The organism is Delftia sp., from assembly GCF_059499305.1.
On record NZ_JCABYI010000015.1, the window covers coordinates 13,024 to 29,560 of the forward strand.

Annotated in this window: 19 protein-coding genes; 7 read left to right on the plus strand and 12 right to left on the minus strand. The window is 67.1% G+C overall.

The features are described 5' to 3' along the window. Window positions 1-7: 7 nt before the first annotated feature. The 9 genes from fliN to fliF form a co-directional block, all read right to left on the minus strand. Window positions 8-439: a flagellar motor switch protein FliN gene (fliN, locus tag AC5I49_RS09750; protein WP_016449326.1), complete on the minus strand. Its 432-nt coding sequence runs from the start codon at window positions 437-439 to the stop codon at window positions 8-10. Next, on the minus strand, window positions 429-1,433 hold the full coding sequence (gene fliM / locus AC5I49_RS09755; protein ID WP_016449325.1) for a flagellar motor switch protein FliM: 1,005 nt from the start codon (window positions 1,431-1,433) through the stop codon (window positions 429-431). Before fliM ends, fliN begins: the two co-directional genes overlap by 11 nt. 18 nt (window positions 1,434-1,451) lie before the next feature. Then, window positions 1,452-2,024, minus strand: a complete 573-nt coding sequence (locus tag AC5I49_RS09760; RefSeq protein WP_016449324.1) for a flagellar basal body-associated FliL family protein — start codon at window positions 2,022-2,024, stop codon at window positions 1,452-1,454. A 254-nt stretch (window positions 2,025-2,278) separates the two neighbouring features. After that, window positions 2,279-3,754: a flagellar hook-length control protein FliK gene (locus tag AC5I49_RS09765; RefSeq protein WP_016454328.1), complete on the minus strand. Its 1,476-nt coding sequence runs from the start codon at window positions 3,752-3,754 to the stop codon at window positions 2,279-2,281. Window positions 3,755-3,757: 3 nt separating this feature from the next. After that, window positions 3,758-4,222 carry a flagellar export protein FliJ gene (gene fliJ / locus AC5I49_RS09770; protein WP_016449322.1) on the minus strand — a complete coding sequence of 155 codons (465 nt, stop codon included), beginning with the start codon at window positions 4,220-4,222 and terminating at the stop codon, window positions 3,758-3,760. A gap of 56 nt (window positions 4,223-4,278) precedes the next feature. Further along, window positions 4,279-5,697 carry a flagellar protein export ATPase FliI gene (fliI, locus tag AC5I49_RS09775; RefSeq protein WP_034366515.1) on the minus strand — a complete coding sequence of 473 codons (1,419 nt, stop codon included), beginning with the start codon at window positions 5,695-5,697 and terminating at the stop codon, window positions 4,279-4,281. After that, the gene (locus AC5I49_RS09780) at window positions 5,687-6,577 is read right to left on the minus strand and encodes a FliH/SctL family protein (RefSeq protein WP_154833321.1); all 891 of its coding nucleotides are present in this window, start codon (window positions 6,575-6,577) and stop codon (window positions 5,687-5,689) included. The genes fliI and AC5I49_RS09780 overlap by 11 nt, the downstream gene beginning before the upstream one ends. Then, window positions 6,570-7,565, minus strand: coding sequence for a flagellar motor switch protein FliG (fliG, locus tag AC5I49_RS09785; RefSeq protein ID WP_012202571.1), 996 nt, complete (start codon window positions 7,563-7,565; stop codon window positions 6,570-6,572). The genes AC5I49_RS09780 and fliG overlap by 8 nt, the downstream gene beginning before the upstream one ends. Before the next feature lie 26 nt (window positions 7,566-7,591). After that, window positions 7,592-9,292 (minus strand): flagellar basal-body MS-ring/collar protein FliF, encoded by a 1,701-nt coding sequence (gene fliF / locus AC5I49_RS09790; RefSeq protein ID WP_026062017.1) that lies wholly within the window; start codon window positions 9,290-9,292, stop codon window positions 7,592-7,594. A 177-nt stretch (window positions 9,293-9,469) separates the two neighbouring features. On the opposite strand from fliF, the gene fliE reads away from it, so the two are divergent. Next, window positions 9,470-9,787, plus strand: a complete 318-nt coding sequence (gene fliE, locus AC5I49_RS09795; protein WP_016449318.1) for a flagellar hook-basal body complex protein FliE — start codon at window positions 9,470-9,472, stop codon at window positions 9,785-9,787. Between the two features lie 388 nt (window positions 9,788-10,175). Here the strand turns inward: fliE and AC5I49_RS09800 are convergent, their stop codons facing one another. From AC5I49_RS09800 to flgA, 3 genes are all read right to left on the minus strand, one after another. Further along, on the minus strand, window positions 10,176-10,547 hold the full coding sequence (locus AC5I49_RS09800; RefSeq protein WP_016449317.1) for a hypothetical protein: 372 nt from the start codon (window positions 10,545-10,547) through the stop codon (window positions 10,176-10,178). A gap of 76 nt (window positions 10,548-10,623) precedes the next feature. Continuing rightward, the gene (flgM, locus tag AC5I49_RS09805) at window positions 10,624-10,944 is read right to left on the minus strand and encodes a flagellar biosynthesis anti-sigma factor FlgM (protein ID WP_016449316.1); all 321 of its coding nucleotides are present in this window, start codon (window positions 10,942-10,944) and stop codon (window positions 10,624-10,626) included. Between the two features lie 78 nt (window positions 10,945-11,022). Further along, window positions 11,023-11,787 (minus strand): flagellar basal body P-ring formation chaperone FlgA, encoded by a 765-nt coding sequence (gene flgA, locus AC5I49_RS09810; protein ID WP_495789263.1) that lies wholly within the window; start codon window positions 11,785-11,787, stop codon window positions 11,023-11,025. 234 nt (window positions 11,788-12,021) lie between these two features. On the opposite strand from flgA, the gene flgB reads away from it, so the two are divergent. The 6 genes from flgB to flgG are packed head-to-tail and all read left to right on the plus strand — an operon-like array spanning window position 12,022 to window position 16,439. Further along, entirely contained in the window at window positions 12,022-12,435 is a 414-nt protein-coding gene (gene flgB, locus AC5I49_RS09815) for a flagellar basal body rod protein FlgB (protein WP_013800365.1), read from the plus strand. 30 nt (window positions 12,436-12,465) lie between these two features. Then, a complete protein-coding gene (gene flgC / locus AC5I49_RS09820; RefSeq protein WP_016449314.1) occupies window positions 12,466-12,870 on the plus strand; it encodes a flagellar basal body rod protein FlgC in 405 nt (134 codons plus the stop codon). Window positions 12,871-12,904: 34 nt separating this feature from the next. Then, window positions 12,905-13,567 carry a flagellar hook assembly protein FlgD gene (locus tag AC5I49_RS09825; RefSeq protein WP_016449313.1) on the plus strand — a complete coding sequence of 221 codons (663 nt, stop codon included), beginning with the start codon at window positions 12,905-12,907 and terminating at the stop codon, window positions 13,565-13,567. A 40-nt stretch (window positions 13,568-13,607) separates the two neighbouring features. Then, window positions 13,608-14,864 carry a flagellar hook protein FlgE gene (gene flgE / locus AC5I49_RS09830; RefSeq protein ID WP_495789264.1) on the plus strand — a complete coding sequence of 419 codons (1,257 nt, stop codon included), beginning with the start codon at window positions 13,608-13,610 and terminating at the stop codon, window positions 14,862-14,864. A 29-nt stretch (window positions 14,865-14,893) separates the two neighbouring features. Beyond that, window positions 14,894-15,634 carry a flagellar basal body rod protein FlgF gene (locus AC5I49_RS09835; RefSeq protein ID WP_016449311.1) on the plus strand — a complete coding sequence of 247 codons (741 nt, stop codon included), beginning with the start codon at window positions 14,894-14,896 and terminating at the stop codon, window positions 15,632-15,634. Window positions 15,635-15,656: 22 nt separating this feature from the next. Beyond that, a complete protein-coding gene (flgG, locus tag AC5I49_RS09840) occupies window positions 15,657-16,439 on the plus strand; it encodes a flagellar basal-body rod protein FlgG (protein WP_012202560.1) in 783 nt (260 codons plus the stop codon). Window positions 16,440-16,537 lie beyond the last annotated feature (98 nt).

The following is a 16,537-nucleotide window of genomic DNA, read 5'->3' on the forward strand; positions in this document are numbered from 1 at the left end:
GGCGCTCTCAGCCACGGCTGACCCGGCGCAGGCGCTCGGACGGCGTGACCACGTCGGTCAGGCGGATACCGAACTTGTCGTTGACCACCACCACCTCGCCCTGGGCGATCAGGTAGCCGTTGACCAGCACGTCCATGGGCTCGCCGGCCAGTGCGTCGAGTTCGACCACCGAGCCCTGGGCCAGCTGCAGGATGTACTTGATCGGCACCTTGGTGCGGCCCAGTTCCACCGACAGCTGCACCGGGATGTCCAGCACCATGTTGATGTCGTTGACCGGCACGTCGCCGCCACCGGCGTAGGGGCGCACGGGCTCGCCCGTCAGCGGGCCGCCCTGTTCCGCCTCCAGCTTGGCGTCGCGCTCGCGCTGCTCGTCCAATGCCTCTGCCCATCCCGAGAACGGATCGTCGCCAGCGGGCTTTTGCGTGTCTTCAGTTGCCATTGTTTTCTCCCATCCAGCCAGCATCGGCACCGCGCAGGCAGTGCTCGACACGGATTGCATACTTGTCGTTGTGAGTGCCGTACTGGCACTCGAAAATCGGAACGCCGCCGATGGAGGCGCGGATCAGCGGCTCGCGGTCGAGTTCGATGAAATCGCCGGGGCGCATGGCCAGCAGCTGCTCCACCGTGGCGTCGGCGCGCGCCAGTTCGGCCACCAGGGTCACCTCGGCGGCCTGGATTTCGCGCTTGAGCACCTTGACCCAGCGGCGGTCCACTTCAATGGAGTCGCCCTGCGTGGAGGAGTACAGGACATCACGGATGGGCTCCAGCGTCGCATAGGGCATGCAGATGTGGATGGAGCCCGAGATGTCACCGATCTCCAGTTGGAAGGCCGTGGACACGACGATTTCGCTGGGGGTGGCAATGTTGGCGAACTGCGGCTGCATCTCCGAGCGCTGGTAGCCCAGCTCCAGCGGATAGATGCCGTGCCAGGCCTTCTTGTATTCCTCGCAGATCACGTTGACCAGGCGGTTGATCACGCGCTGCTCGGTGTGCGAGAAATCCCGCCCTTCGATGCGTGTCTGCAGCCGGCCCGTGCCGCCGTACAGCGTGTCGATGACGCCGAACACCAGCGAGGGATCGCAGACCACCAGGCCGCTGCCGCGCAGCGGGCGGATGGCGACGATGTTGAAGTTGGTGGGCACCACCAGCTCGCGCAGGAAGGCGCTGTAGCGCTGCACCGACACCGTGCCCACCGACACCTCGGGGCTGCGGCGGATGAAGTTGAACAGGCCGATGCGGAAGTTGCGGGCAAAGCGCTCGTTGACGATCTCCATCGTCGGCATGCGCCCGCGCACGATGCGCTCCTGGCTGGAGATGTCGTACTGGCGGATGATGCCCGCCTCGACCTCCTCGGTCGTGGATTTCTGGCTCTCGCCGGTCACGCCCTCCAAAAGGGCATCGACTTCTTCCTGGGAGAGAAACGAATCGCTCATGGCGCCTTGCCTCCCCGGTTACTGAATGATGAAGCTGGAGAACAGCACGCGGCGCACGGGGTTCTTGCCAGGGGAGCGGCGGCGCTCGCCATCTTCGTCCTCTGCATCCTCGTCGCGGCTGCGCTTCTTGGCCTTGGCCTGGTTGCCGTAGCCCAGCGGTGCGGACACTTCGTTGAGCACGTCGGCAGCCAGGCGTTCCTTGCCGTCGCGCTCCAGCAACTCCTCGGCCGTGCGCTGGGACACCAGCATCAGGATGCCGTTGCGGATGCTGGGCAGGTACTGCTTGACCGTAGTGGCCGTCTTCTCGTCGGCCAGCTCCAGCGTGATGCCGATCTGCACGAAGCGGTCGCCGCCCGGGTCGGACAGATTGACCACCAGGCTGTCCAGCGGCAGGAAGGTGGGAACCGTGACGGCCGCCTTGCTGGAGCCGCCCTCCTCCTCATCGGCATTGCTGTGCCGCTTGGACAGCAGGATGAAGGCAGCGGCCGCGCCTATGGCCAGGACGGCGATGATGACGATCAGCACGATCAGCTTCTTGCCCTTGGCCGGGGCGGGAGCTGCATTGTTGGCGGCATTGGGTGTGGCAGACACTGGAATTCCTCTGGGTGAGCGGGACCGCCACGCGCTCGCGCATCATGCGCGGCGCCATGACGCAGCAGGCCCATGGCAGGAATTATTCGGCGATTGGACCTCGGGCCATGGCCTGAATAAGCGCATGAAACCCCGGTTTCTCGCTGGCTTGATGGCCCCCAAACGCCACAGGCCGGGCAGCTTGTCGCCACCCGGCCTGTTCTGAAAACCCGGAAAACGGCGCATGCGCCGCCCCGCAAGAAGCGCAGGAAGAATCAGACGAACAGATCCACCCCGCCTGCCGCCGCGCGGCCACCAGCCTGTGCGGCGCCATTGCCGCCCGTGACGCCGGCGGCATCGACCATGGCGCTCACGCGGCCCTGGCGCGCCTGGGCATCCGCGCCCTGGCGCCCCCCCGCTTCGCCATTGCCGGACTGGCCACCCGCGTCCACGCTGACGCCGGCCAGTTGCAGGCCCTGGGCCTGCAGCAGCTCGCGCAGCTGGTCGGCACCGTTGCCCAGCCATTCGCGCGCCTGGGATTCGCTGGCGCCAAAGCGCACATGGGCCTCGTTGCCCTGCAGGCTGACCTGCACCTGGATGGCCTTGCCCTCATGCTCGACAGACAGCGAGGCGTTCTGGCTCTTGTTGTGCACCCAGAAGGCCACCTGCTCGGACACCTGCTGCTCGCGCTCGGTGGAGTTGCCCGGCTGTGCCTGGGCATCGGGCTGGGCCAAGGCTGCGCCATTGTGTCCGGCGGCCTGCTGTCCCAGGGACTGGCCGGCGTGGGCCGCGCCCACGGCGGCTGCAACCCCATGCAATCCGTTGGCGGCAGACTCTGCGGAGCCGGTGCCACCTTCGCGGGCCCGCTCGAACAGGCCGCGCCATTCCGCGGGCCGCACCGCCGCCATGCCGTTGAGCGCAATGCCCGACGCCAGGGCCGCGTCCTGCCGCACGCCGGGCGCCAGGGCCTGGGGGGTGTGCTCATGCGTGGCCTGGGCTGCAGATGCCGTGCGCGCTGCGGCGGCCGTCAGCGCCGTATCGGACTGCACGGCGGCCAGCACATCGGCCGCCTGTGTCTGTGCCTGGGCGCCCTGGCGCGCAGCGGTATCGGCGGGCGTGCCGGCTGCAGCGGCATCCACTGCGCCCGCCAGCGCCGCCGTGTTGGCGTTCGCGGCCAGCGCCGCGCCTGCGGCATCGCCCGCTGCAGGTTGCGGCGCCATAAAGGCGGCATGCGCCACCACGCCCTGCTCCTGGCGCAAGGCCAGCATGGCGGCACTGCCCCGGCCAGACAACCAGTCGCCCGCCACGCCCTGCAGCATGTCGCGGTCGCCCTTGCCATCGAGGTGGGCGGTCTGCCCGACCAGGCTGAGCCAGGGCGCCTGGCCGTTGGCGGCCAGCAGCATGGCATCGGCCTGCGCGGAAGTGGCCATATCGGCCGTCTCCGCCTGGGGCTGCAGCGGCAATTGCGTCTGCAGCAGCCCCTGCGCCAGGCCGGACAGGTCAGCCGGATCCTTCAGGCTGCCCTGAATTGCACCCTTGAGGTTGGCCAGTGCGCCGGCCCCCTCATCGCCGAGGACCTGACCCAGGTCCGGCAGTCCGCCAATGCCATCCATGGCGGCCAGCAGCGAGGAAAAGCCTGCGGCCTGCTCATTCGACGGCGGCTGCGCCGCGCGCGCGGAACGCACGCCCTCCATGGTGCGCTGCATGGCGCTGCGCGCGTCGGCGCGCTGTTCGATCTGGTTGGTGGACATGCGTCAAGCCTCCTGGAATGTCAGCCCGAAGCTGCGGCGGAAAAACTGGATGGCCGCACGTTCGTCGGTTTCCTTTTGCTCGCGGCGCATCTGGCCCAGCGCCAGGTCGCGGCGGCGCACCTCGACCACCTTGCGCAGGCTGCTGACCCGCAGCTCGCAGGCCATCAAGGCCTTTTGCGCGGCCTCCAGGCGGATGGCCAGGTCGGCCAGCACCCGTGTCTGCAGGCCGATGGCGTGCTGCAGGCGGTCCATGAACTGGTATTGGTGGAACATGACTTCGGGCTGCACGGACTGGTTCTGCTGCACGCCCCAGCGTGCCTGCATTTCCTGCACGTAGTGCTGCAGCTGGTCCATCTGCGCCTGCGCCGCCTGCTGCGAGCGCTGACGCTCCTGCACCGCCTGGCGCGCCTCGTCACGCTTGCGCGACGCGGCATCGATGGCCACCATCAAGGCATTCAAGGACGACATACCGGGTTTTCCTCCCTGTGTTCGCTGTTGCGTTATCTCAGTGCCGCGTCACCGCATCACTGACCACCGAGCGCGGCGGCCATGCCCGAGATGCTCTCGTCCATGGAAGCCGACTCGAACATGCTTTGCTGCAGAAAGGCCGCCATGGCCGGCTGCAGCCGTATCGCCTCGTCCATCTGCGGGTCCGAGCCCGCCATGTAGGCGCCGACCTGGACCAGGTCCCGGCCCTTCTGGTAGCGCGAATAGACAGCGCGAAAGCGCCGCGCCAGCTCGAAGTGCTCGCGCGAGGCCACGTTGTGCATCACGCGCGAGGCCGATTGCTCGATGTCGATGGCCGGGTAGTGGCCCGACTCGGCCAGCGCCCGCGACAGCACGACGTGGCCGTCCAGAATGGCGCGTGCCGCATCGGCGATCGGGTCCTGCTGGTCGTCGCCCTCGGACAGCACGGTGTAGAAGGCCGTGATCGATCCCACGCCGTTGAGGCCGTTGCCGCTGCGCTCGACCAGGGCCGGCAGCTTGGCAAAGCACGACGGCGGATAGCCCTTGGTGGCCGGTGGCTCGCCAATGGCCAGCGCGATCTCGCGCTGGGCCATGGCATAGCGCGTCAGCGAATCCATGAGCAGCAGCACATGCTGGCCCTTGTCGCGGAAATGCTCGGCAATGGCCGTGGCGTAGGCGGCACCCTGCATGCGCAGCAGCGGCGGCGCATCGGCCGGCGCGGCCACCACCACGGCGCGGCTGCGGTCCTGTGCGCCGAGGATGTCCTCGACGAACTCCTTGACCTCCCGGCCGCGTTCACCGATCAAGCCGACGACGATCACGTCCGCCTGGGTGTAGCGCGCCATCATGCCCAGCAGCACGGACTTGCCCACGCCCGAGCCTGCGAACAGGCCCAGCCGCTGGCCCCGGCCCACGGTGAGCAGGGCGTTGAGCGAGCGCACGCCGGTGTCCAGCGTCTCGCGCACCGGGTCGCGGTCCATGGCGTTGATGGGGTTGCGGTCCAGCAGATCGGCCGTGACGTCGGCCAGCGGCCCGCCATGGTCCAGCGGCTGCCCCTGCGAATCCACGACACGGCCCAGCAGGCCGCTGCCGATGGGCAGGCGCAGCACGCCGGCCGCCATGGACACGGGCTCTTCGGGACCGTCGCCAAAGCGCAGCGGGGCGACAAAGGGTTCGGCCGGCGTCACGATGGCGCCGCTGGACAGCCCCTGGATGTCGCCCGCAGGCATCAGGAACGCACGCTCGCCGGCAAAGCCGACGACTTCGGCCAGCACCGGGTCCTGGCCTGCCTGGCGTATCCAGCACTGCGAGCCCACCGGCACCTGCAGGCCCGTGGCCTCCAGCACCAGGCCGGTCAGGCGCGTGAGCGTGCCGTGGGTTTCCAGCGGAATGTCGCTGTGCAGGCGGGCGCGGGCATTGGACAGCAGCTGCTGCCAGGGCTTGCCGGCATCGGCCAGGGAGGCATCAACCGGCATCGCGCTCTCCGTCATACCAGGTGGAGACCAGGCCCAGCGCGGCCACGGCGCGGCGCCAGCGCTTGTCCATGCCGGCATCGACCTGGGCGCCGCCCGATTCCACGCGCACATCGCCCTGGGCCACGCCAGCGTCGCTGATCCACTGCACCTTGGACTGGGCGCCATGCTCGGCGCGCAGCGCCTCGTCCAGCACAGCGAAGTCGGCAGGGTTCAGGCGCACGGTGGCGGCGCGGCCGTCGGAGGCCAGCATGTCCAGCGCCTCGCGCACCACGGGCAGCAGGGCCTGGGGCTGGCTGCGCAGCTCCTGGCGGACCACCTGGCGCGCGATGTCGCAGGCCAGGTTCAGCAATTCCTGCGCCGCATCCGCCTGCAGCTGCTTGAAGCCGGCGTCCAGGCCGGACAGCAGCGCATCCACGCGCTGCGCCGTCTCGCGGCCCGTGCCGGAGACATAGTCATCCATGTGCTGCTGCCACTGCTGCCGGGCTTCCTGGCGGCCTTGCTCCAGGCCCTCGGCATGGCCTTCGGCGCGTGCCTGCTCCAGCAATTCATGCAGCCGCTCCTCGTCCACGGCGGGGGTGGATGCCGCCGTGCCTGGCGTGTCGGCGTCGACATCCAGCACCATGGAATCGGCGTCCAGCCGGGGCGCATCGGAGCGCCCGGGCAGCGACAGGCTGTGGAAGCCGGACGAGGAAGCGGGTGTGCGCGCCATGCCGGCGCCACCGGGTGCAGCGTGTGCATCGGGGGCGCCCTGAATGTTCGGCAGGCCGGGCAGGCTTTGCAGGCCGCCCATGTGGTCCACGGCACCAAAGCGCCACTGCACCACCTGGCGCTCGTCAATCTCCTCGGAGGGAATGAAGCGCGAGTTCATCCCACTAGACATAGCTGTCCTCCGCGCCGCTGCCGATGGTGATCTGGCCTTCTTCGGCCAGACGGCGCACCACCTTCAGGATTTCCTTTTGCTGCGCTTCCACTTCGGACAGGCGCATCGGGCCGCGGCCTTCCAGGTCCTCGCGCAGCGACTCGGCCGCACGCATGGACATGTTGGCCAGGATCTTGTCGCGCACTTCCATCGAACCGCCCTTGAGCGCGATGATCAGCGTCTCGGACACCACTTCGCGCAGCACCAGCTGCACCGAGCGGTCGTCCAGTTTGACCAGGTCGTCGAACACGAACATCTTGTCCATGATCTTCTGGGCCAGGTCCGGGTCGTAGTTGCGGATGGTGTCCAGCACGGCCACGTCGGCATTGCCGCCGAGGTTGTTGATCATCTCGGCCGCCGTCTTGACGCCGCCCAGCGAGGTCTTGCGGATCTTGTCGCCGCCGGCCAGCACCTGGAACAGCACTTCGTTGAGGTCCTTGAGCGCGGTCGGCTGAATGCCTTCCAGCGTGGCCACGCGCAGCATGACTTCGCTGCGAAAGCGTTCGGGCAGCTGCATCAGCACGGCAGCAGCCTGCTCGTGCTCCAGGTGCACCAGGATGGCGGCCACGATCTGCGGATGCTCGCCGCGCAGCAGTTCGGCCACCGACAGCGGGTCCATCCATTTCAGGCTTTCGATGCCGGAGACATCGCCGCCCTGCAGGATGCGGTCGATCAGCAGCGCGGCCTTGTCGTCGCCCAGGGCGCGCTTGAGCACCGAGCGCACATAGCCGCTGGCGTCGTCCACCAGCAGGCTTTGCGCGGCCGCGTCATCGGCAAAGCGGTTGATGACGAAGTCCACCTTCTCGCGCGAGACGCCGCGCATGTGCGCAATGGTCTCGCCGAGCTTTTGCACTTCCTTGGGTGTGAGGTGCTTGAACACCTCGGCCGCTTCCTCCTCGCCCAGGGAGACCAGCAAGATGGCGGCGTCGTTCAGGCCTCGTTCGTCCATATCTCAGCAATCCGTGTTTGGCAGGCTCAGGTGGCCTCGCCGTTGATCCAGGTCTTGACGATGTTGGCCACCGCGATCGGGTTCTGCTTGGCCAGTTGGCGCGCCTGCTCCAGGCGCACCTGCTCCTGTGTGGGAGACAGATCGACAGCGGGTCCGGCCAGCGCCGGACGGTCCAGCTGCTCGCCCTCGATGGCATTGAGCTGACCGCCCACGGCAGCCGTCTTGCGGCCCTTGAGCATGGGTCGCACCAGGCCCAGCAGCAAGATGGCGCCGAACAGGGCCAGGCCGATGGGCACGCCCAGGCTGCGGGCCATGTCCAGCACTTCGGGCTGGCGCCACAGCGGCACCTCGGCCGGCGCTTCGTCCTGCACAAAGGGGGTGCTGACCAGGTTGACGGAGTCACCGCGCTCGGCGCTGTAGCCCACGGTCTCACGCACCAGGGTCAGCAGTTGCGCCTGCTGCGCCGCCGTCAGGCCGCGCGCTGCGGCGGCAACGGTGGCGGCATCGGTGGCACCACCGGCTGCATTCGGCGCAGCGGCCGCCACCAGGGGCGCATTGATGACCACGGCAGCCGTCAGGCGCTTGATGCTGCCCGTGCTGCCGCGTGTGTGGCGCACGGTCTTGTCCACTTCGTAGTTGGTGATGGACTCGCGCTTGCTGGCAGAGCGCACGGCGTTCTGTCCATCGGCCGCCTGGGGTGCGGGATTGGCGCCATTGACCGGCGCGGACGCGTTCTGGGGCGGCTGATTGCTGGTGGCGCCGGGGATGCCGGTGGGCTGGGGCGGCTTTTGCTCGCCCGTGCTCTCCACCACCTGCTGGCTGCGCACCACGCCCGCGTCGGAGGACTGGTTGGGGCGGTGCTGCTCCGAGGTCGATTCGGTCTGGCTGAAATCCATCTCAGCCGAGACCTGGGCCTTCACATTGTTCTTGCCGACCACAGGCTCCAGGATATCCAGGATGCGGCGCACGTACTGCTGCTCGATCTGCTGGGTGTAGTTCAGCTGCTGCATGTCCACGGCGTTGGCATTGCCGTCGGGCGACTGCGACAGCAGCTTGCCCGAATCGTCCAGGATGCTCACGGCCGTGGGCGCCATCTCGGGCACGCTGGAGGCCACCAGGTGCACGATGCCCGCGATCTGCGTGCGGTCCAGCACGCGGCCGGGGTACAGGCTCAGCAGCACCGAGGCCGAAGGCTTTTGCTGCTCGCGGAAAAAGCCGTTCTGATTGGGCAGGGCCAGATGCACGCGTGCGCTTTGCACGGCGGCCAGGGCCTGGATGGAGCGCGTCAGCTCGCCTTCGAGGCCGCGCTGGAAATTCAGGCGTTCCTGGAACTGGGTGATGCCGAACTTGCTGTTTTCCATCAGCTCGAAGCCCGTCACCGAACCCTTGGGCAGGCCCTGGGTGGCCAGCTTCAGGCGCACATCGTGCACGCGGTCGGACGGGATGAGGATGGCGCCGCCGCCTTCCGTGTAGCGGTATGGCACGTTCATCTGCGACAGCTGGGCGACGATGGCGCCACCATCCTTGTCGCTCAGATTGGAGAACAGCACCTTGTAGTCCGGCTGGCGGTAGAACATGGCCGCCGCCCCCACGGCGACAACCAGCAGCACGGCGATCGCGCCCCAACGCAGGCGCTGGCCACGGTCCATGGCCGTCCAGCGCTGCTGCAGGGCAGGCTGGGGGACGGGAGTGGCTTGGGGGACAGGGATTTCAGCGACAGCAGACATCTTGGTTCCAGGTGTTCGAGCCCTGCACACACAGGACCCTAGCGTGCTGTCGATTATTCGAAGTCCGCCGCTTCACATTCGCCCGATAAGCGCGCCGTTTGACCTTCTATTTGCCCGGATGCGAAAACCCTGCCGACCTACGATCTCGTCATCTTGCTAACTCCGATGGAATGTGTCATGGACCTTCGCATCCCCAGTACCACCTCTCCCCTGTACGGCACCCAGCTCCCCAAAGGCGTGGGCGCAGGCGACGCATCGACCAAAGTGGCGGCTGGCGGCTTCAGCCAGGCCCTTCAAGGCGCGCTGCAGTCCGTCAGTTCAGCCCAGAACCACTCCAGCCAGCTGCAGCGTGAAGTGCAGCTGGAGAACCCGGCCGTCAGCCTCGAAGAAACCATGATCGCCATGCAAAAGGCACAGATCGGCTTCCAGGCCACGATGCAGGTGCGCAACCGGCTCGTGCAGGCCTATACCGACGTGATGAACATGCAGGTCTGAGGACGTCCGGCCCCGGCCGGACCCTCTTTGCCCACCCAAACCGCAGACCGCAGACCGAACAGCATTTGCGCGCACCATCGCATGGCTGCGTCTTTCCGGCACGCGCAGGATCCGGCCTTCTTCAAGGCGTTGTTCCGCTTTCGCCGAACCGGGCCTTTGCCCACCCTCCCCATTCCTGGCCGCCCGTCACCGCACGGCCCAAAGCCCCCCGTCTTTTTCAGCAAGCGTGACCTCCTCCCGCGCATGGAGGGTCGCCTTCCGATGCGCAGCCCTGCCTGCACCGGCCGGCAGGCGCGTCACGCCGACGCCACCCCGGAAAAGACAAAACCCTCGGGCACGCATGCCGGAGGGTTGATCAGGACAGGAAAAAAGGAAGAAGGAGGCTGCTTCAGCTGGCCGAGTGGTAGATGCGCGCCTTGCCCGGTCCGGCGTGAGGGTGTCCATACAGGTCACGTCCATACGTGGCCTGGTCCGAAGCCTGGGGAATCAGCGCCGCCGCCTGGTGCTGGGCCACCACCGCCATGCGCGCCAGCTGGTCGCGCTGCATGGCCATCTGCTCGCCCAGTGCCTGGGCGCGCTCGCGCAGCTCCTGCGTCCAGTCGGCCGCGCTGAAGCGGCGGGCCAGTTCGGAAAACGCAGCCATGGCATCGCGCAGCCGGGTGCTGGACTGCTCCAGCGCGACCGCATCCTTCGATTGCAGCGAGGCGGACACCATCCGGACCACCGCGTCCAGGGAATCGAGCATCTCGCTGAGAGTCATGGGTCAGGCCTTGCTGAAAAAAGAAAGCGCGTGCTCGCGCCGGAAGGAAAAAACCGAGAAAGAACCGAACCCGCGCTCAGACGCGCGAGTGCGAGAGGAATTCCTCGGAGTTGGCCAGCAGCTTGTCGGCAACGGCGTCGGCGTTCACGCGGAAGGTGCCGTTGGCAATGGCTTCGCGGATTTCCTTGACGCGGTTGGCATCGAAGTCGGCGGTGGCACGACCAGTTTGGTCCAGTGCGCGGGCCGAGTTCGAGAACGACACGGGAACACCGGCCGCCTTGGCAGGCTGGGCCTGTGCGGAGGATTCCTCGCTGGCAATGGCGCTGGCTGTCTTGGGCTGCTTGGCGGCGGCCTGGGAGGCAGCGGCGGGCAGTTCCGGTTTTTGACCTATCTTCATCTTGATTCTCCAATCGCCCTGGCGGCGTAAGGCGCTGTGCCTAGCTTTCGACTGCCTGGAACAAAACTTGAGGTTTTTTTACTGCACCAGCACCACGCCCTCGGGATTCACCACCCCGGAGATGAGCCGGCCATTATCCATGCGAACCCGCACGGTCTGGCCTTCGCCGGCGGCAGACATGGCCTTGCCCGACGATGTGACGGAAAAACCACCACCATTGACCAGAACACGCACTTCGGCACCCACCGCGAAAAGCGCCGGCGTGCGCAGCATGTTCTGGCGCAGTGCCTGGCCTGCGGCCAGCGGGCGGGAAGCCACCAGGCCCACCCAGTCCTGCTGGTTGGCGTAGACGGCGGCCGAATCCTCGGCCCAGTCCACCTCGGCCTGGACGGCGTCGTCGGCCGACAGCGGGCGGCCCGAAGGCACGCCGTTTTGCAGCACCCAGGCAGGCCCCCAGGCCTTGACCGTGATGGGCAGGAACACATTCCAGGCCACGGCGCCCTGCAGGCAGCGCAGGCCCAGGCGGGTACGGCCCCACAGGCGCGAGCCTGCGGGCAAATAGGGTTCGACCTTGGCGCAGGCGGCCAGGCGCAGGCGGGGATCGAGCTGGCCCATCTGCACTTCCATGCGCAGGGGCAGGGCGCCCGCACCGGCCATGCCCTGCTGCAGGGCCTCGTCGGCAAAGCGCTGGCCGATCTGGCTGAGCTGGGCCGCGCCATCGGGCGCGTTCTGCGCGAACGCGCTGCCTGCCAGCGATGCTCCAGCGGCGAGCGCAGCGCATGCGGCGGCGCGGGCGAAGGCTCGGGCGGCGGAAGGCGGATGGGCGGCGCTGAAGTTCGACATGGCTGGGGCTCCTGACTTGCTCCGGCACCCCGTCAGGATGGGCGGGATACATGGAGCGATGCCAGCAAATATAGGGCGGGCGCCGTTTTCCGAAGCGCCGAACTGCGCAGGCAAACGCGCTTTCTTTGCGCTTTAGCGTTCGGGCCCGATTTCCATAATCGACGCATGCCGCAGTCCGTGGGCTGCCGCCATTTCGTCAACCGATCACCGCAAATCCCAGAGGGCGAGGCCGACATGCTCGACAAGATGACTGAACGACTGGACTTCCAGAGCAAGGCGCTGGTGCTGCGCGCCGAGCGCCAGCGTGCAATCGCCAGCAACATCGCCAATGCCGACACCCCGGGCTATGTGGCACGCGACTTCAATTTCCGCGAGGCGCTGACGGCCGTCACCTCCGGCCCCTCGCCCATGACGCTGGCCAGCGTCAGCCAGGGCGGCCACATTCCGCTGCCTGCCGCCGCCTCGGGGCAGAGCGCGCAAAGCCATCTCGGCTACTCGGTGCAGGCCCAGACCAACATGGACAACAACACCGTGGACCTGGACCGCGAACGCGCCAACTTCGTCGACAACGCCGTGCGCTACGAAGCCACGCTGCGCTTTCTGAACGGCCAGGCCAAGACCATGCTGTCGGCCATCCAGGGCCAGTAAGCCGGCGCCACAGACCACAGGAGCTTTCCCATGTCCATGTTCTCCATCTTCAGCATCTCCGGCAGTGCCGTCAGCGCCCAGTCCCAGCGCCTGAACGTCGTGGCCTCGAACCTGGCCAACGTCGATGCCGTGGCCGGCCCCGACGGCAAGGCCTACCAGGCACGCCAGGTGGTCTTCCAGACCGTGCCCATGGGCGAGGAAGGCTCCTCGGGCGTGCGCGTCAGCGCCATCAGCCAGGACAACACGCCGGGCCGCCGCATCCACGATCCCCAGCACCCGCTGGCCGATGCCGAAGGCTATGTGACGCATTCCAACGTCAGCGCCGTGGACGAGATGGTCAACATGATCTCGGCCTCGCGCTCCTACCAGAACAACGTCGAGGTCATGAACACGACCAAGTCGCTGCTGCTCAAAACCCTGCAGATGGGCCAGTGAGCCCCGTCCGCACCACATTCCAGGAGCCACTCCCATGATCTATGGCGCAGGCAGCGTCGCCAGCACGGCCGACCTCAACAGCAAGAACACCACGAGCAATTCGAACACCGACCCCGCAGCAGCGCAGGACCGCTTCCTGAAGCTGCTGGTCGCGCAGTTGAACAACCAGGATCCCATGAATCCGATGGACAACGCGCAGATGACCTCGCAGATGGCGCAGATCAACACCGTCACCGGCATCCAGCAGTTGAACAAGACCATGGAAAGCATGGCCGGCCAGTTCACGGCCATGCAGGTGCTGCAGGGCACGCAGATGATCGGCCGCACCGTGCTGACCGAGGGCAACACCCTGGGCGTGGGCAAGGAAAAGTCCTATACGGCGGCCTTCGACCTCGAAGGCCCGGCCGCCGATGTCAAGGTGCAGATCACCACGGCCGGCGGCGAGCTGGTGGACACCGTCGAGCTGGGCAGCGGCACCGCGGGCCGCAACTACTTCACCTGGGACGGCAGCAAGTACACGGGCGATGCCAGCCAGCTGCGCTACACGGTGCAGGCCACGAATGCCGACAAGGCCGTGGCCTCGACCACGCTGTCGCCCCACGCGGTGCTTGCCACGGGCACCACCGACGGCAAGCTGACGCTGGAGCTGGACGACGGCACCAACGTCGCCTACACCTCCGTCAAGGCCGTTTACTGAACGCCGCACCAAACACCCCAAACCATCGCAGGAGCACACCATGGGATTCCAACAAGGCCTCTCGGGTCTGAACGCCGCCAGCAAGAACCTGGACGTGATCGGCCACAACATCGCCAACGCCAACACCACGGGCTTCAAGTCCTCGCGCGCCGAGTTCGCCGAGGCCGTGGCCAGCGCCGTCGGCTCGGCCAGCGGCCAGACCAGCGGCATCGGTGTCAACGTGGCCGCCGTGACCCAGCAGTTCCGCCAGGGCCCGATCACGACCACGGGCAACAACCTGGACGTGGCCATCAACGGCAACGGCTTCTTCGTGGTGCGCCAGCCCGATGGCAGCACGGCCTATACGCGCGCCGGCAGCTTCGGCCTGGACAAGCAGGGCAACCTCAAGACCGTGCAGGGCGACAACGTCATGGGCTACCCCGTGGACGCCACCACGGGCAAGGCACTGGCCGGCGGCCAGCCAGTTCCCATGGTCTTTCCTTCGGGCCAGCCGATCGCTGCCAAGACCACGACCAAGATCGACGTGTCGCTGAACCTCGATGCGCGCGCCACGCCCGCGGCAGGCAACCCCACAGCCACGCCTCCCGTTGCCGCCACGCCGCGCGCCACCTATGGCACCTCGATCAACGTCTATGACAGCCAGGGCGTGCCCACAGCCGTGCCACTGTACTTCGAGAAAGAAGCGACACCAGCTAACACCTGGAAGGTGTATACCAGCCTCGATACAAATGCTGTGGCCTTAGGCTCCCTCACCTTCGATGCATCCGGCAAGCTGACCGGCAATAGCACGATTACCGGTGTACAGATCAACAGCAGCAACCCCAACGCCCCCACGCCCGGCACCATCAACGGCACGGCCGGAGTGACGCTGGACTTCTCCAATCTCTCCCAGTTCGGCTCCAAGTTCGCGGTCAGCAGCCTCAAGCAGGACGGCTACACCTCGGGCGCGCTCACCGGCATCAACATCGGCAACGATGGCGCCATCGTGGCCACCTACTCCAACGGCGTGACGCGCACCGAAGGCCAGCTGGCCCTGGCCGCCTTCACCAACACCCAGGGCCTGGGCGCCGTGGGTGACAACAAGTGGGTGGAAACATCGGATTCGGGCCCGGCGCTCAACGGCACGGCCCAGTCCGGCACCTTCGGCTCGCTGCGTTCGGGCGCGCTGGAGGACTCCAACGTGGACCTGACCGCCGAGCTGGTGAACATGATGACCGCGCAGCGCGCCTACCAGGCCAATGCCCAGACCATCAAGACCCAGGACCAGGTCTTCTCGACCCTGGTGAACCTGCGCTGATAGCCAAGAACTGAGTCAGGAGAGCCGGCATGGACCGCATCATCTACACCTCCATGACGGGCGCCAACGCAGCGGCGCAGCGTCAGTCCGTGCTGGCCCACAACCTGGCCAATGCCGGCACCAATGGCTTTCGGGCCGAAATGTCCACCTTCCGCTCCGTGCCCCTGCAGGGCAGCGGCGCGGGCACGCGCGTGTTCGCGCTGGAGGCAACCTCCGGCTACGTGGACACGCCCGGCCCCACCCAGCGCACGGGCCGCGCACTGGACGCCATGGCCATGGGCCGCGCCTGGTTCGCCGTCCAGGGCCTGGACGGCCAGGAAGCCTACACACGCAATGGCGTGTTCGAGGTTTCCCCCGAGGGCCAGCTGGTCAACAGCAACGGCCAGGCCGTGCTGTCGGACGGCGGCGGCCCCATCGACATTCCGCCCGAGTCCACGATTTCCCTGGGCTCCGACGGCACGCTGACCGCCAAGACCGGCAACCAGCTGCCCGTGGCCGTGGGCCGCGTCAAGCTGGCCACGCCGGCCGAGGACGCTGCGCTGGTGCGCGGCAACGACGGCCTGTTCCGCACGGGCAACGGCGAGCCGCTGCCCAACGACGAGAACGCCCGCCTGCTGTCGGGCGCCATCGAAGGCTCGAACGTGAATTCGGTGGAGACCATGGTCGGCATGATTGCCGCCGCCCGCCAGTTCGAGACCCAGATGCGCCTGCTGCAGACCGCAGAAACCAATGACAAGACGGCCAGCCAACTCTTGAGCATGAACGGCTGAAAGCACTGAAAAGGAAAACGCCATGATCAATTCGCTGTTCATCTCCAAGACCGGCATGGAAGCCCAGCAGACCCAGCTGGATGTGATCTCCCACAACCTGGCCAACGTCTCGACCACGGGCTACAAGCGCGCCAGCGCGGTGTTCGAGGATCTGATCTACCAGAACCTGCGCCAGTCGGGCGCCCAGACCACCGAACAGAACCAGCTGCCCACGGGCCTGCACCTGGGCCTGGGCGTGCGCACGGTGGCCACCTCGCGCAATTTCCTGCAGGGCGCCCTGCAGCAGTCCAACAATGCGCTGGACGTGGCCATCGACGGCAACGGCTTCTTCCAGGTCAACATGCCCGACGGCACCACGGCCTATACCCGCGACGGCTCCTTCCAGGTCGATGCCCAGGGCCAGTTGGTGACTGCCAGCGGCATGCCCATCGCCAACGGCGTCACCATTCCCCAGGGCGCGACCAAGGTGTCTATCAGCCCCGAGGGCGTGGTCAGCGTGACCATGGCCGGCCAGGCTGCGCCCCAGCAGGTGGGCAACATCGCGATGAGCCAGTTCATCAATCCGGCCGGCCTGGAGCCGCGCGGCCAGAACCTGTTCACGGAAACCGCTTCCTCGGGCCAGCCCCAGCAGGGCCAGCCCGGTGTCAACGGCATGGGCATGATCAAGCAGGGCTACCTGGAAGGCTCGAACGTGAACGTGGTGCAGGAGCTGGTGACCATGATCCAGACCCAGCGCGCCTATGAAATGAATTCCAAGGCCATCCAGACGTCGGACCAGATGCTGGCCAAGCTGGCGCAGTTGTAATCGATCTCTCCCCCTGAGCGGCTTCGCCGCTTCCCCCTCTCTACTCGCTTCGCGAGGGAGGGGGACGACGCCCTCGCTGCGGGGCGGCCCTTGCTCGG

What these genes read in the sequence shown, in the direction of transcription:
- fliN (WP_016449326.1), bottom strand. Translation starts at nt 439, where the DNA reads ATGGCAACTGAAGACACGCAAAAGCCCGCTGGCGACGATCCGTTCTCG.
- fliM (WP_016449325.1), bottom strand. Translation starts at nt 1,433, where the DNA reads ATGAGCGATTCGTTTCTCTCCCAGGAAGAAGTCGATGCCCTTTTGGAG.
- AC5I49_RS09765 (WP_016454328.1), bottom strand. Translation starts at nt 3,754, where the DNA reads ATGTCCACCAACCAGATCGAACAGCGCGCCGACGCGCGCAGCGCCATG.
- fliJ (WP_016449322.1), bottom strand. Translation starts at nt 4,222, where the DNA reads ATGTCGTCCTTGAATGCCTTGATGGTGGCCATCGATGCCGCGTCGCGC.
- fliI (WP_034366515.1), bottom strand. Translation starts at nt 5,697, where the DNA reads ATGCCGGTTGATGCCTCCCTGGCCGATGCCGGCAAGCCCTGGCAGCAG.
- AC5I49_RS09780 (WP_154833321.1), bottom strand. Translation starts at nt 6,577, where the DNA reads ATGTCTAGTGGGATGAACTCGCGCTTCATTCCCTCCGAGGAGATTGAC.
- fliG (WP_012202571.1), bottom strand. Translation starts at nt 7,565, where the DNA reads ATGGACGAACGAGGCCTGAACGACGCCGCCATCTTGCTGGTCTCCCTG.
- fliF (WP_026062017.1), bottom strand. Translation starts at nt 9,292, where the DNA reads ATGTCTGCTGTCGCTGAAATCCCTGTCCCCCAAGCCACTCCCGTCCCC.
- fliE (WP_016449318.1), top strand. Translation starts at nt 9,470, where the DNA reads ATGGACCTTCGCATCCCCAGTACCACCTCTCCCCTGTACGGCACCCAG.
- AC5I49_RS09800 (WP_016449317.1), bottom strand. Translation starts at nt 10,547, where the DNA reads ATGACTCTCAGCGAGATGCTCGATTCCCTGGACGCGGTGGTCCGGATG.
- flgM (WP_016449316.1), bottom strand. Translation starts at nt 10,944, where the DNA reads ATGAAGATAGGTCAAAAACCGGAACTGCCCGCCGCTGCCTCCCAGGCC.
- flgA (WP_495789263.1), bottom strand. Translation starts at nt 11,787, where the DNA reads ATGTCGAACTTCAGCGCCGCCCATCCGCCTTCCGCCGCCCGAGCCTTC.
- flgB (WP_013800365.1), top strand. Translation starts at nt 12,022, where the DNA reads ATGCTCGACAAGATGACTGAACGACTGGACTTCCAGAGCAAGGCGCTG.
- flgC (WP_016449314.1), top strand. Translation starts at nt 12,466, where the DNA reads ATGTCCATGTTCTCCATCTTCAGCATCTCCGGCAGTGCCGTCAGCGCC.
- AC5I49_RS09825 (WP_016449313.1), top strand. Translation starts at nt 12,905, where the DNA reads ATGATCTATGGCGCAGGCAGCGTCGCCAGCACGGCCGACCTCAACAGC.
- flgE (WP_495789264.1), top strand. Translation starts at nt 13,608, where the DNA reads ATGGGATTCCAACAAGGCCTCTCGGGTCTGAACGCCGCCAGCAAGAAC.
- AC5I49_RS09835 (WP_016449311.1), top strand. Translation starts at nt 14,894, where the DNA reads ATGGACCGCATCATCTACACCTCCATGACGGGCGCCAACGCAGCGGCG.
- flgG (WP_012202560.1), top strand. Translation starts at nt 15,657, where the DNA reads ATGATCAATTCGCTGTTCATCTCCAAGACCGGCATGGAAGCCCAGCAG.